Source organism: Vibrio rotiferianus (assembly GCF_002214395.1).
Taxonomy (GTDB): Bacteria; Pseudomonadota; Gammaproteobacteria; order Enterobacterales; family Vibrionaceae; genus Vibrio; species Vibrio rotiferianus.
The window spans coordinates 3,222,775-3,235,964 of record NZ_CP018312.1 but is presented as its reverse complement, the minus strand read 5'-3'; the positions used below and the strand labels follow the sequence as shown (position 1 = coordinate 3,235,964).

At 46.6% G+C, this 13,190-nt stretch carries 13 protein-coding genes; 4 read left to right on the top strand and 9 right to left on the bottom strand.

The window, feature by feature from the left end; genetic code table 11:
- Window positions 1-7: 7 nt before the first annotated feature.
- The 4 genes from BSZ04_RS24245 to rhtB form a co-directional block, all read right to left on the bottom strand.
- Entirely contained in the window at window positions 8-1,009 is a 1,002-nt protein-coding gene (locus BSZ04_RS24245) for an ArsJ-associated glyceraldehyde-3-phosphate dehydrogenase (RefSeq protein WP_071236451.1), read from the bottom strand.
- 43 nt (window positions 1,010-1,052) lie between these two features.
- Entirely contained in the window at window positions 1,053-1,388 is a 336-nt protein-coding gene (locus BSZ04_RS24240; RefSeq protein ID WP_045393339.1) for a metalloregulator ArsR/SmtB family transcription factor, read from the bottom strand.
- Between the two features lie 102 nt (window positions 1,389-1,490).
- The gene (locus BSZ04_RS24235) at window positions 1,491-2,714 is read right to left on the bottom strand and encodes an EAL and HDOD domain-containing protein (protein ID WP_088881554.1); all 1,224 of its coding nucleotides are present in this window, start codon (window positions 2,712-2,714) and stop codon (window positions 1,491-1,493) included.
- A gap of 25 nt (window positions 2,715-2,739) precedes the next feature.
- Window positions 2,740-3,357, bottom strand: a complete 618-nt coding sequence (rhtB, locus tag BSZ04_RS24230) for a homoserine/homoserine lactone efflux protein (protein WP_088881553.1) — start codon at window positions 3,355-3,357, stop codon at window positions 2,740-2,742.
- Between the two features lie 65 nt (window positions 3,358-3,422).
- Between rhtB and BSZ04_RS24225 the strand changes: the two genes are divergently transcribed.
- Window positions 3,423-4,412 carry an alpha/beta fold hydrolase gene (locus BSZ04_RS24225; RefSeq protein ID WP_088881552.1) on the top strand — a complete coding sequence of 330 codons (990 nt, stop codon included), beginning with the start codon at window positions 3,423-3,425 and terminating at the stop codon, window positions 4,410-4,412.
- Window positions 4,413-4,585: 173 nt separating this feature from the next.
- The gene (locus BSZ04_RS24220) at window positions 4,586-5,410 is read left to right on the top strand and encodes a Cof-type HAD-IIB family hydrolase (protein ID WP_010444517.1); all 825 of its coding nucleotides are present in this window, start codon (window positions 4,586-4,588) and stop codon (window positions 5,408-5,410) included.
- 70 nt (window positions 5,411-5,480) lie between these two features.
- On the opposite strand, the gene BSZ04_RS24215 is transcribed toward BSZ04_RS24220, so the two are convergent.
- Complete coding sequence (locus BSZ04_RS24215; RefSeq protein WP_088881551.1) at window positions 5,481-5,951, bottom strand: EVE domain-containing protein; 471 nt, start codon at window positions 5,949-5,951, stop codon at window positions 5,481-5,483.
- Between the two features lie 41 nt (window positions 5,952-5,992).
- On the opposite strand from BSZ04_RS24215, the gene BSZ04_RS24210 reads away from it, so the two are divergent.
- Window positions 5,993-7,543 carry a COG3650 family protein gene (locus BSZ04_RS24210; RefSeq protein WP_088881550.1) on the top strand — a complete coding sequence of 517 codons (1,551 nt, stop codon included), beginning with the start codon at window positions 5,993-5,995 and terminating at the stop codon, window positions 7,541-7,543.
- The gene (locus BSZ04_RS24205) at window positions 7,543-8,139 is read left to right on the top strand and encodes a tRNA-uridine aminocarboxypropyltransferase (protein WP_088881549.1); all 597 of its coding nucleotides are present in this window, start codon (window positions 7,543-7,545) and stop codon (window positions 8,137-8,139) included. The genes BSZ04_RS24210 and BSZ04_RS24205 overlap by 1 nt, the downstream gene beginning before the upstream one ends.
- Before the next feature lie 80 nt (window positions 8,140-8,219).
- Here the strand turns inward: BSZ04_RS24205 and BSZ04_RS24200 are convergent, their stop codons facing one another.
- From BSZ04_RS24200 to BSZ04_RS24185, 4 genes are all read right to left on the bottom strand, one after another.
- Complete coding sequence (locus tag BSZ04_RS24200; protein ID WP_088881548.1) at window positions 8,220-10,706, bottom strand: bifunctional diguanylate cyclase/phosphodiesterase; 2,487 nt, start codon at window positions 10,704-10,706, stop codon at window positions 8,220-8,222.
- 140 nt (window positions 10,707-10,846) lie between these two features.
- Window positions 10,847-11,563: a 5-amino-6-(5-phospho-D-ribitylamino)uracil phosphatase YigB gene (gene yigB, locus BSZ04_RS24195; RefSeq protein ID WP_088881547.1), complete on the bottom strand. Its 717-nt coding sequence runs from the start codon at window positions 11,561-11,563 to the stop codon at window positions 10,847-10,849.
- Between the two features lie 14 nt (window positions 11,564-11,577).
- A complete protein-coding gene (gene xerC, locus BSZ04_RS24190; RefSeq protein WP_071236457.1) occupies window positions 11,578-12,519 on the bottom strand; it encodes a tyrosine recombinase XerC in 942 nt (313 codons plus the stop codon).
- Window positions 12,485-13,189, bottom strand: a complete 705-nt coding sequence (locus BSZ04_RS24185) for a DUF484 family protein (protein ID WP_038887323.1) — start codon at window positions 13,187-13,189, stop codon at window positions 12,485-12,487. The genes xerC and BSZ04_RS24185 overlap by 35 nt, the downstream gene beginning before the upstream one ends.
- Window position 13,190 lies beyond the last annotated feature (1 nt).

Genomic DNA, 13,190 nt, shown 5'->3' with positions numbered 1-13,190 from the left:
AAACTCCTTATGCCATACCAACGTTACGAACCAATTCCGCAGTACGCGTCGCGTAACCCATCTCGTTATCGTACCAAGCGTAAATCTTCACCATGCGAGAGCCCACGACCATGGTTGATTGCGCGTCGACGATAGTTGAACGTTGGTCGCCTTTGTAATCGATAGAAACTAATGGGCGCTCTTCAAAACCAAGGATGCCTTTTAGCTCGCCTTCTGAAGCCTCTTTCAGTAGTGCGTTAACCTCTTCTGCGGTGGTATCACGTTTCACATCAAAAATGATGTCTGTGAGTGAGGCGTTTGCTAGAGGAACACGAACCGCGTGACCGTTAATCTTGTCTTTTAGGTCTGGGAAAATTTCCACAATTGCGGTCGCACTGCCCGTTGTGGTTGGGATCAGGCTCATACCACATGCACGTGCACGACGCAGGTCTTTGTGCGGCGCATCCAGAATCGTTTGTGTATTGGTTAAATCGTGAATCGTTGTGAATGACGATTGTTCAATGCCCAGTTTCTCGTGAATCACTTTCACGACTGGTGCAATACAGTTGGTTGTACAAGACGCTGCGGTTACGATACGGTGCTGCGCTGGGTCGAAGATGTGGTCGTTCACACCAACGACGATGTTTGCAACGCCTTCTTCTTTCACTGGTGCGCTAACAACAACACGCTTTACGCCTTGTTCTAGGTATTTGTTTAGGAATGAGGTTTTGCGATGAACGCCCGTTGCTTCAATCACAACATCACATTGACCCCAGTTCACAGCGTCGATATCGCGTTCTTGTGAAGTCGTGATGCGCTTACCATTGATCACCATGTCTGTGCCTTCAACTTGCACTGCATGATTCCAACGACCTTGAACTGAATCGAACTCAAGTAAGTGGCCAAGCGTCGCTGCATCACCCGCTACATCGTTGATGTGCACGAACTCTAGCTCTGGCCAATCAAACGCAGCACGCAGTGCCAAGCGACCAATTCGACCGAAACCGTTAATACCTACTTTAATCGTCATAATCTTCTACCTTTTCAAACCTATAAACTGGTAACGCTTACTACTAGCAGCAAGCCGCACGAGTTTTATCGTGCAATCGTGAAATATCGTCTTGGTACTCTTGTTTTAAGCAGTTCGAAGCGACCAAGTCATCAATCAATTTTTGCATCCATCCTGGTAACTGTTGGGACAATTGATAGAACACCCACTGTCCCTGGCGTCTATCTACCAAAATGCCATTCGACCTTAACAGAGCTAAATGACGAGAAACCTTTGGCTGACTTTCTTGTAGCGCATAGGCTAGATCACCAACGCAGGTTTCCCCTTCGCGCACAACAAGCATTAAGCAGCGCACACGAGTTTCATCGGAAAGAAGTTTGAAGAATTGATGCGGAAGCATTGTTACATACCTATATATGGATATGCGCATATACTTATTTAAAACTAGGATGCCGTCAAGCGATCGCGCTCGACTGTAATAAAAGTTTAATATTTGATCGGATTATGCGCCAACGAAAGTCTGGCTCAAGCGCACCGCTTCACCAAGCTGAGACTTAACATCGTCAAAGGAGAGCCCAAGCTGTTGAGAGAATTTTTCCACACCATTCCAGTCAGCACGTTCGTAACATTCTTCTAGGGCAATGAGTGCTCCATAAGCGCCTTCTCGATGCAAAAGCGCTTGTTTTAAAGCGGGGCTAAGTGGTAGCTGCTCTACAAGAGAATCTACTGATAAATCGAGCATGGCATCAAGAATTGACAATAGCCCGACCATAAAGCCTTGCTCATTGAGGTGCGAAAATGGCTGGTAGCTAGACATCAACTGGCAAAATTGCGCACGTTGCAAAGACAGATTGTACAATTCTCTGGGTTTGTTACTCGAGATATAAGATGCCACCACCAACGAGACAAACATCTTAAGCTTCTCTTGCCCCAAATAAATCAATGCTTGGCGAAAAGAGGTAATAGCGACCTCAAGATTGCTTGATTGTGTATTTACAAAGCGCAACAACTTGTACGACAACGCGACATCTTGAGTAATGATACTTTCAATCCGATCAAAATCAGGGTCTGGTACACATACTTCACGAAACAGCTTCAGGGCAAGAACCTGCTCAGGACTGACGTACTTCGTTTGGGATATTAGTGGCTGACTAAAAAAGTACCCTTGGAAAAACTTAAAGCCAGCCTCTTTAGTCGCTTCAAATTCTTCTTCAGTTTCAACTCGCTCTGCGAGAAAGTGGTACTTAACTCTTTTCTCTAAATGACTTTTGACTAGTTCGCATGCCTTATCTAGGCCCATAGCCATAATGTCGAGTTTCACTATATGGACGTAAGGCAAAAATCGACGCCACTCCTGAGTCAACGTAAAGTCATCTAGAGCAATTAAATAACCTTCTCGATAGAACTCTCGAATTGCATCTAGAAGGTCATCAGTTGGACGACATGTCTCCAGCACCTCAATAACAATTTTGTTTTTGGGTAAGCTGCGAGGCAATCTGCGCACCAAGCTTTGATGAGGAAAATTGATAAAGCAGCGTGATGAAGCAATAACAGGGTTAGTGCCGACAGAAAGAAAGTTCTCGACGATAAGTCGGTATGTCGCTCGATTTGAATCTATATGAGAAGGGTAAGCATTGCGCTCACCATCACGGAATAACAATTCATAGCCCAGCGTCTGTCTTTTACGGTTAAAGATTGGCTGGCGAGCGACATACGTTGTATTCATGCTAAAGGACAACTCTTCTGGTAGCTTATGACTTCGCAGCCGCTAATAATGCACCACATCCCATAAACATTGAACCGAATACTTTGTTTATTTTGCCCATGATCTTATCTGAACGAATAAAACGTCCCATTTGTGCGGCCAAACTGGTGTAGCCCAGCATCACACATGCATCAATAACGACAGTCGTCACCCCCAAGACAAGCAGTTGGGTTAGCTGATCTTTTGCTGGGTCAATAAACTGTGGAAACAGCGCCACTAAGAACACAATAGATTTAGGGTTAGTCAGGTTGATAAGAATGGCTTTGTACAATAATGACTTACCTGACATTGTTTTGTGAGTCTCTGGTGTTACCAAACTAGACGTATCACGCCATTTTTGAATACCAAGCCACACAAGGTAAGCTGCACCCACCCACTTAATAACGGCAAATGCGGTTGCCGATTGCGCGACCAAAGCACCAATACCTGCACCAACCAGAGCAATATGAATTGCCAAACCGATCTGTAAACCAACAATAGCGCCCAGAGACTTGCGCGTGCCGTAACTCAAACCATTGCTGATTGAGTTGACGGTACCAGATCCCGGAGCCAGACTAAAAACGATTGCTGTTACCACATAGGCTAACCAAACATGGGTATCCATTGCATTTCCTCAATAATTCTTCGATGATACATCGCGTAAGCAACGTATCTTCAGGTAATCGACTAATGGCTATTAACCATTCACCTTTGACTTATACTCAAGAGACCTTATTTGAGCAAGCAATAGGTGGTCCGATCGCAGCACTTTGGCAAGAACGCCAAGAAGGCTTTGTAAAAGGGACAGAGAAAAAGAACATCTACTGGTGCAAACTCACCAATCCCGAACACACCAAAGCCGTACTGATCGTCAACGGTCGCATTGAAGCCTCCTGGAAATACCAAGAACTTTTCTACGACCTGTATCGACAAGGTTATGACGTGTATTCGTTTGACCACCGAGGACAAGGTTTATCAGAACGACTCGTCTCAGACTCAGACATGGGTCACGTCTATGACTTTAATGACTACATTGAAGATATGGAATTGGTGCTGCAGCAGCTTGATTTAAGCGGATATCAGCAGCGTTTTATCATTTCTCACTCAATGGGCGGTGCAATTGCGACGCGTTATTTGCAAACCCACCCAAATCATAACTTTGACGGTTTAATCCTGAGTGCGCCGATGTTTGGTATCAACTTGCCTTGGTATCTCAGTCCTATCGCGATTCCGGTCACGCAAATCCTTGCGGCGGTATCCACACAGCCAAGCTACGCACCGGGTCATAAGGAATACTATCCAAAACCGTTTGAAGATAACCCACTCAGCCAAAGCTACGATCGCTACCATTGGTTCCGTGGTTTATACCGCGATAAACCAGAGCTACAAGTGGGCGGCCCTAGTACACGTTGGGTATGGCAAGGCTTGATGGCAGCAAAGCAGTGTATTTTGCTGACACGGCAAATTAAAGTTCCGGTTTTATTACTCCAACCAGGCAACGATCGTATCGTGAGTAATGCCGCTCAGCAGCGCTTTATCGACAAGCTGAGTAAGACTAACCCTAATGCGAGCCTAGTTTCGATTGCCGGCGCAGAACACGAAATCTTATTCGAAAAAGATCAATATCGTAACCAAGCGTTGGATGCCGTCTTTGCCTTCATGCGCGAGTACAGCCAATAAAAACAGATTAAAGAGGAAATACGAGCTCATCGATTTACCCTCTTTTTTTTCCTTATTTTGGCGTAGACTTCCCCATGTTCCCCCGCACGCGGAGCAGTATGACCTAGTCAATCTGCTGCGCTCCGTGTGCAATCAACCTGTTCTACTCTATCCGAACCGTTTACGAGGGCTTCATGAGCACATCGCTACCTTGCAAAGAGATCACTAAAATCGTTGCCTCAGATCTGGATGGCACATTACTCGCACCTAACCACCAGCTAAGCGCTTACTCGAAAGAGACACTCAAAGCGCTGCATGAGCAAGGCTACACATTTGTCTTTGCAACGGGTCGCCACCACGTAGACGTCGCAAGCATTCGTCGCACGGTAGGTATTCCGGCTTACATGATTACTTCGAATGGTGCACGTGTGCACGACCAAAATGATCAAGAGATGTACAGCCAGAACGTACCAGAGGATTTGGTTCAGCCAGTGATCGACACGATCAAAACGGATCCTGAAATACTTATCCACATGTACCAAAACGACGACTGGTTGCTGAACAAAGACGACGAACAACTGCGTGATTTCCACGAAGAGTTCACTTACAAATTGTACGATGAAGACAACGCACCTACAGACGGCATTGCGAAAATCTTCTTCACCCACCCTTCGCAAGACCACGACCATTTAGTGACTTTCGAAACCAAACTGCGCGAACAATTTGGTGACCGATTGAACATCGCTTTCTCAACACCTTGGTGCTTGGAAGTGATGAGCGCTGGCGTTTCTAAAGGTGATGCCCTGAAGGCAGTCGCAGAGTCTATTGGTCTAACACTGGAAAACACCATCGCGTTTGGTGACGGCATGAACGACGTAGAAATGCTATCGATGGCGGGTAAAGGTTTGGTCATGGGCACCTCTCACGAGAAAGTGATGAAAGCACTGCCAAATAACGAAGTGATCGGCAGCAACGCCGACGATGCAGTTGCACACTACCTGCAAGATCATCTGCTATAACCTGTATTAGTTATCAACAACTGGTTATCGACAAAATCACAAAGGGCTGCACCATGCAGCCCTTTTTCTTTTATCGCTGACTCGGCAACTTCTCTTTGCCGAGGATTGCTTGCCACTCTTCTTCGCTCACCGGCATGATCGATAAGCGATTGCCGCGTTTCACTAATGGCATGTTTTCTAGCTCTGGCATCGCCTTCATGACTGACAACGGAATCAAGCGATCAGTCTTACGCACAAACTCAATATCCACCATTATCCAACGCGGGTTTTCTGGGTCAGATTTCGGGTCGTAATAATCACTCTCTAGGTCAAACTGAAAATGATCGGGATACGCTTCACGAGTCACTTTGGCAATACCTGCCACACCCACGTTCTTACAAGAGGAATGGTAAATCAGTACCAAGTCGCCCAATTTGACTTGGTCACGCATCATATTACGCGCCTGATAATTACGAACTCCCTCCCAACATGAAACCTTTTGGGTTCGGAGCGTGTCAATAGAAAAGGTATCTGGTTCTGTTTTAAATAACCAATATGCCATAATGCCATCCGATGCAGATTGAGTAATGAGGAAGATATAACATGAAGGCTTTGAAAAACCCAGTGGCATTAGCCACACTGCTGGTCCTGCAAGCATGTAGCATGCAGCCGCAGAAGTCCGATGCAGACACACCAACCACTCCACCTGCATCCCTAGATAAGCCGGAAACCATCTTACCTCAAACCTTCATGTTGCGTGGCGAAGTGGTGATTGGACACGAAAGCCAATACATCACACCTTGTGGCAGTGATAAACAATACTGGCTACAACTGTCACCACAACAAGTTCAGCGTGCAGTGGCAATCACCAATGAACCTTATCAAACCATGTATGGTGAAGTGATTGGTCATCTCAATCCACCGGGCGTCGACGGATTTTCTGCAGATTTCGATGCTAACTTTGTGGTTGAGCAAGTGAACTTCCTCACTACCGAAAATCCGCATCGCTGCAAACAAACCAGCAAACCAACTCGCATCTTCGGTAATGAACCTTCGTGGGCGGCGACTTTTGAAGGCGGCGCACTTAAGTTCCAGCAAATGGGCAAGTCGACACAAACGATCGAGATCGACAGCAGTAAACTGCAACCTCGCCAACGTACTTACCAACTTGATAACGGCGAGTTGCGCATGACCGAGAATTTGTGTTCTGACACCATGAGTGACTCCCTTTACGGTTGGAAGGCGACACTAGAGCATGGCGATAAAACCTACCAAGGCTGTGGCATGACCGCCAACGTAGATTCAACATTGGAGTGGGTGAATACTTACGTCGCGACATCGACCCAATCGCAAGGCTTCGAAGTGCAGATGACACTGAACAGCGACCACAGTGCCATCACCAAATACAGCTACTCAGACGGCCAGCCACCATTGGTTGAGCGCGGCTACTGGCAACAACTGAGTCCATCGCAAGTCCAAGTGGTGATGACCCATCATCAACGGCAGCGACTCGTTTCTGAGCGCTTGTTTATGCGAGATGGTAATCAACTAAAAGCAACACAAGAAAAAGTGGGGAATGTCGTTTACCCTATCGCCGATGGCGGTTTAGTGCTATACCCAGCAACCGTGCGTAACTCAGGCACAGAGCAACCAGCAGCCGAGCGCAACAACGATCCAATTGGCGCTGCTGATGTTCCTTCTAGTGCGGACTTCAACTCAAAGGTGGACGCTGCGGTACGTAACTACTTCTTCATTCACCAAACCAACCCAAGTAACAACCAATACCGTTGGCTAACTTACGATCTGAATGGCGATGGGGATGAAGAATTGCTGGTGCAACTTGATTGGTGTGGTTCTGGCGGTTGTACTCTGCTGGTATTCGAAAACCACGAGAAAGAGTGGCGTTTCAACAGCCGTATGACGTTAGTGCAAAGTCCAATCATGCTTGGTCAACAAACCTCACACGGTTGGCGAGATCTGATTTTTAATGTCGGTGGTGGTGACGCAACACCTGGGCAACACGTGATGCAATACACTGGCGTAAGTTACCCAATCAACCCAAGCTTGGCACCAAAAGCGAGCAAAGAACAAGTCAGCGGCGTGCGTCTGTTCTCAGATGGCATCAGCCCTGTTCGTGAAGGAGTGCGCCTGTAATGGCACAGCCTTGCCCGAGATGTGGCTTTCAGTTCAACTGCATCTGTTCACTGCTGCCGAAGTTAAGCAGTGAACACTCGCTGATGCTGTTAATGCACCCTAATGAACTGACGCGCGATACCAACACAGGAAAACTGCTCGCCCAGTGCCAGTTGAATGTCACCCAAGTCGTTTGGGATCGTAAAGCGCCATCAGCGGAGTTATTAGAAACGCTTGCCAATCCAAGCCTGCTGCCGATACTGCTTTTCCCAAGTGAAGAGAGCCTGACGCTTGAACAAGTACAACAACAAAGTAATCAGCAAAACAGACAACCGCTGTACATCATTCTTGATGCAACTTGGCAAGAAGCGCGCAAAATGATCAATAAAAGCCGATGGCTAGAGGGTATCGCGATGATGGGCTTATCTACCCAAGAGAGCTCCCAATATCAACTGCGCCGTAACCAACAACAAGGCAACTTATGCACTTTTGAAGTTGCTGCGCAATTGCTAGGGCAACTGGGTGAAAAACAAAACCAGCAACAGATGTCGGCGTTCTTCGAGCAATACCTGCCTCGTTTCCAAGCCGAGAAAAGTGGTCACGAGCTCAAAACCTAACACTCTTAAGAATCAAAAAACGCAGCTTTAACGCTGCGTTTTTTATTCGATGCTGTTTCACGTGAAACAAGGCGTTAGCCTCAGAACAAACGCGTTGGTTCTCCCAAGTAATAGCCTTGCAGATAGTCCACACCCATATCCTGAGCAATATTACAAACTTCCTCGTTGTGCACGAACTCCGCTACGGTTTGAGCATTAAACACCTGACACAGACGCACTAACTGCGAGGCAATCTTGTGCTGTTTCGGATCCTTATCAATATTCTTGATTAAGCTCCCATCAATCTTAATCACTTCCGGTTCCAGCTTAAGAATTTCATCAATATTGGAATACCCTGAACCAAAGTCATCAACAATAATGCGCGCTCCAAGCTTTCTAAAGTGGCTACATACTTCAATCATTCGCCCATAATCTTTGATCTGTTCTGACTCCAATACCTCTAAACCTAAACGCCGAGGGTCATTGAGCTTTAATATCGAACGCTCAAGTACTGCTAACGTTTTGTCACTGAAAAAGTCTTGAGGCGATAAGTTAATGGAGAAGTCACCCTCTTTGTCCTGCATATAACCCAACGTATTCCTGATCATATGACGACTCAATCGGGTGTAAAGGTGAGTATCGGTAATGATCGGGAGGAATCGTCCCGGAGGAATAATAGAACCATCTTCCTCAACAATTCTGACTAGACACTCTTGGCTTGCAGGGCGATGACTATAGGCATGAACAATGGGCTGACTGTAAGTGACTATATTCTGTTGCAGTATGGCTCGACTCACACAGCTCAGCCAACCAAGCTGCTCTTTTCGCACATCTTCATTTACCTCTACATCCTTGGCATTACATATGTGCGTATTATTTCTTACCCCAGCTCGGCGGGCTTCTATCGCTTTCAATAGCAGCTCATCTGGCGTGGCATTAGGGAAATCTCTTCGGCTGACCAAACCGCCACATAGTGAGACGGTGAGATAATCAATATTAAGCAAACCACGCGGCTCAAAGTTTGTCTGTTCAATCGCATCAGCAAAGCGAGTGAAATGCTGCTTAATAACCTCACTGCTAGCATCAGCTTTAAACACAAATGCCCACTCACCCACGCCTATACTGTACAACTGCAAGGCGGCGGGTTTACCCAAGCGTTTACGTAGGCGGTTACTAAAATGAAGAGATAAGTCATTAAGTAGTTGGTCACCGACTCGATAACCATACTTTTCGTTGATGTGGCTAAAATTGAGCAGCTTTAACGTCAAAAGGTGTTCTTCGTCATCCAAGTCATTCAACGCTTCTTGCAAAGCAACACGGTTTTTTAAGCCTGTTCGAGTATCATGCCTAAAACTCTCGTGTAACTTCCTAGCCTGCCTCTCAAGTTGATACTCCATATGAGTATTCATTTCATTGAGATCGCTAATCGCATTTCTTATTAAACTAAACAAAGGAGAAATGGAACTACTCACTTCGTCACCAAGCACACTCAATGAGGCGACCTCATCTCCTTCTCGCAGTGCTAGGTAGGTCAAACTATGGTGCAATATTTCTTGTTGGCCATTATTTCGATGCAGCTCACCCATACAATAACTGCCTAGCGTCGGGGCAATATCGGCGAAAGCTTTGACCTCCGAGCTTCCATCAATGAAGTCTAGTCGTGACGCACAATTGTAAATCATCACCGACTCTGGCTGATGCATCATCAGCTCAAGGACACCATGCTTTACCTGCTCAAGAGTCAATGATGGGTGGTTGTAACAAAACTGAACTTCATCCCCAACACACCAAGACCTATCAAACGTCATACTGCCATCAGAATGAATTTCTACGACTGCACAAACCTCTTTCTTACCCACAGACTCTCGATACAAAGGGAAATTAATTAATTGACCAAACGTCAATTCACGCCCATCCGAAAGGTATCGTTTATACACATCGTAAGCCGTTTTGTTTCCTAGTTTAAACAGCCGGTTCCCTTTTGCTTCCGTCACCTGGTGAGGCATGCCGACGGGGTTCCACTCCGAATAGGCATTAGTCCACGTTTTTAGTGTATTGCTATGCATAGCAACCGCGACAGCGGCGTGTTCATAACACTGAGTTTGAAACAGAACCCAGCAACCACCCTCATTGGCTTGTGCTAACCCTCCTGATACCGGAGGCCCATCAGAACAAAAGCCTCGATAAATAGGATAGTCACGACGTTCCACTTGAACAGAAAAGCTGATAATGGCTTTCGAGTTATCACGCAGAGCAAGTGATTGCTTTAAATCGTAGCCATCGATATCAGGAGAGAAAGAGTAGGTTTGAACAGCAGAGGTAAGTGTTGTGTCTACCAACTCGCTCACAATCAGCAAACTACCATCGGTAAATATATCGCCTGAATAAATCAGTGTTCGGGCACTGTGACCAATAACATGCGCATGAGGTACAACTTCCAACAAACATTGAGCAAAACTGGTCGCTTCTTCTCGCGATTGCGTAGAGAGTAGCTGCACCAAGTACTGCTTGCTTGTTTGCCACGAAATTGTGCCTAAAAAATCATTGAGCTGATTCTGGTCATGAATCAACTGAGAATAAGTTCGCATGTATTGAAATGATACCCTATCGCTTATCGTCCTTTAGTATTAGTGCAAGGACATTTTTACTGTTAGCTTAGTAATTTACGTGGGTTTATAGGGCTTGACCAGACTAATGTTAAAGACTCAATACATTAATGCGATTGTCGTTACAAAAGTGTGAGCAAGCGTTGTAAGCAACTGATTTCGACATCGGGCAACGCACGACTTTGAGGCTGTTTAATGACATTTTTATTCATATTATTGAACCAACATGCGGCAAAGCCCGACAGTTTCGCACCTTGAACATCCGTCACCAAATGGTCGCCGACATGAAGAATACACTCTCTTGGTAGCGCCAAAAACTGCTGCGCTTTAGTGAACATATCGGGTGCGGGTTTCGCACTGCCATCCGGCCCTGCTTTCAGTACTTGCTGAAAATATGGTGTTAGTCCAATTCTGTCCAAATCCACATTACCATTGGTGATGGCCACCAGCGGGATGGCTTGCGCTAATTCGGCAAGCACATCGAGGCTTTGCTGTGGAACCTCAAAACGGTTGCGCCAATCTAAAGCGACGTCGACTGCTGCTTGCGCGGCGGCGTGTGCGGCTACATCATCATAACCAACTTGGGAGAAGGCTTGCTTAAGTTGCATTAAACGCCACAAAGTGACGTCACTCTTCAGCTCAGGCTGTTGCGCAGCGACACGTTGCTTGAGTGACAACCAATCGGTTTTGTCCATATGAGCAACCGCCGGATGATGGTGTTTAAGCCAAGAGAGCAACTCACGCTCCATGCGAACTATCACTGGATAGTTGTCATAGAGGGTGTCATCAAGGTCAAACGTCATCGCCTTTACAGGCGCAATACGGCGGTAGAATTTCATGGTTTTCCTTGGGGTTAGTCGGACTTGTCGTCGCTTTTCTTACGTGCTCTGGGGTGAGCTTGATCGTAGGCCTGCGCTAAATGTTGGAAATCCAAGTGGGTGTAGATTTGGGTAGTTGAAATGTTTTCGTGCCCCAACAGTTCTTGTACCGCACGTAAGTTATTGCTCGATTCCAACATATGGGTAGCAAATGAGTGACGCAATTTGTGCGGACTGATGTGGCTCGCGACGGACTGCTTTTGGCCCCATTCTGCCATGCGCTTTTGCACGCTACGGTGTGAGATACGCGTACCTAGCTTGGAAACAAATAATGCAGGCTCTCCCGATGCGGCTAAATCACCACGAACACGCAACCACTTCCCAACCCATTCGGTTGCCATACCAGAGAACGGTACTTTGCGCTCTTTATCACCTTTACCTATGACTCGCAGTTCACCGCTTCTTAGGTGAACATCACGAACATCAATACTGACCAGTTCAGCCAAACGCAAACCAGCACCGTACATCAGCTCCATCATCGCGCGATCACGCACCGCTAACGGATCATCTTCGCTAACTTCAAGCAGTTGATTAACTTCATCTACATCGAGGTTTTTCGGCAGTGGGCGTTTCTTACGCGGCGCCGATACCCCTTTGGCAGGGTTAGCTGACATTTCTCCACGTAGGATCAGGAAATCAAAAAAGCTGCGTAGAGAAGATAGGCGCGTCGCTAAGCTGCTGGCTTTCATGCCTTCACGCATGCCTTTACCTGCCAATTGACGCACCCAACCCGCATCGACTTGCGACCAATCTTTCAAACCCATCTCAGCCAAGTGGTGAGCCATGGTTTCCAATTGCTGCTTGTAGTTTCGTTGGGTGTGCAAGCTAAGCCCCTTTTCGCTTCTTAGGAACTCATAGAAGCGTTCAAGGGGCTTTGTTAGGCTAGTTGGCAGAGGAGTGTTGGGAGTTATCGTCATGGTGACTTTGCCATACCAATGTTTGAGCGAGATGTGCCACTACTAAGGATAGATGACGCAAAAACAGAGTGTCCATATCTGGTTGGAAGTGACCGCCCTCCTCGCTAGAAAATGCTAAAACGCCAAGCGTCTGCTTTTTCACAAGCGGTAACACCACATAGGAACCCATTTCTGGAACATCCATATTCCCAAACAAAGCTTCACGATCCACCTTACGCAAGCGACCCAAGTATGCCTCTTTGCCATTTAGGTGGTTGGTTGCAAAGCGTTGGTAATTTTCCTTGCTAAGTTGAGTCGATGCATCGCACTGACTTAACAAACGAACATAAGCTCTCAAACCAAGATCTTTGGCTTTCAGTTCGATAGCTTTGATTACTTGCTTAAAGTCACCACACTTTAGGATTTGTCCTTGCAGGTCCATGAACTCGTAGAAAGTACGATCATTATTCGCCGCCAATGACATCAGTGTCGTGATCTCTTCTTCCAGCTCTTCAATACGTTGGCGCTGGCGGTTCATTTGAATGTGAACCAACGAGACCGTGCCGAGATCTGCATGCGGCATTGATAAACGATCGATCAGTTCGGGACGCTGAGCGAAAAAGTCGGGATGGTCTTTCAGATACTGAGCGACGACTTCAGCCGTCAACGCATCCGCTTCTACTTCTGACATT

Coding starts and splice junctions, on each gene's coding strand:
- BSZ04_RS24220 (WP_010444517.1), top strand. CDS start 4,586: ATGAGCACATCGCTACCTTGCAAAGAGATCACTAAAATCGTTGCCTCA.
- BSZ04_RS24200 (WP_088881548.1), bottom strand. CDS start 10,706: ATGCGAACTTATTCTCAGTTGATTCATGACCAGAATCAGCTCAATGAT.
- xerC (WP_071236457.1), bottom strand. CDS start 12,519: ATGACGATAACTCCCAACACTCCTCTGCCAACTAGCCTAACAAAGCCC.
- yigB (WP_088881547.1), bottom strand. CDS start 11,563: ATGAAATTCTACCGCCGTATTGCGCCTGTAAAGGCGATGACGTTTGAC.
- BSZ04_RS24185 (WP_038887323.1), bottom strand. CDS start 13,189: ATGTCAGAAGTAGAAGCGGATGCGTTGACGGCTGAAGTCGTCGCTCAG.
- BSZ04_RS24215 (WP_088881551.1), bottom strand. CDS start 5,951: ATGGCATATTGGTTATTTAAAACAGAACCAGATACCTTTTCTATTGAC.
- BSZ04_RS24210 (WP_088881550.1), top strand. CDS start 5,993: ATGAAGGCTTTGAAAAACCCAGTGGCATTAGCCACACTGCTGGTCCTG.
- BSZ04_RS24245 (WP_071236451.1), bottom strand. CDS start 1,009: ATGACGATTAAAGTAGGTATTAACGGTTTCGGTCGAATTGGTCGCTTG.
- BSZ04_RS24235 (WP_088881554.1), bottom strand. CDS start 2,714: ATGAATACAACGTATGTCGCTCGCCAGCCAATCTTTAACCGTAAAAGA.
- rhtB (WP_088881553.1), bottom strand. CDS start 3,357: ATGGATACCCATGTTTGGTTAGCCTATGTGGTAACAGCAATCGTTTTT.
- BSZ04_RS24205 (WP_088881549.1), top strand. CDS start 7,543: ATGGCACAGCCTTGCCCGAGATGTGGCTTTCAGTTCAACTGCATCTGT.
- BSZ04_RS24225 (WP_088881552.1), top strand. CDS start 3,423: ATGGCTATTAACCATTCACCTTTGACTTATACTCAAGAGACCTTATTT.
- BSZ04_RS24240 (WP_045393339.1), bottom strand. CDS start 1,388: ATGCTTCCGCATCAATTCTTCAAACTTCTTTCCGATGAAACTCGTGTG.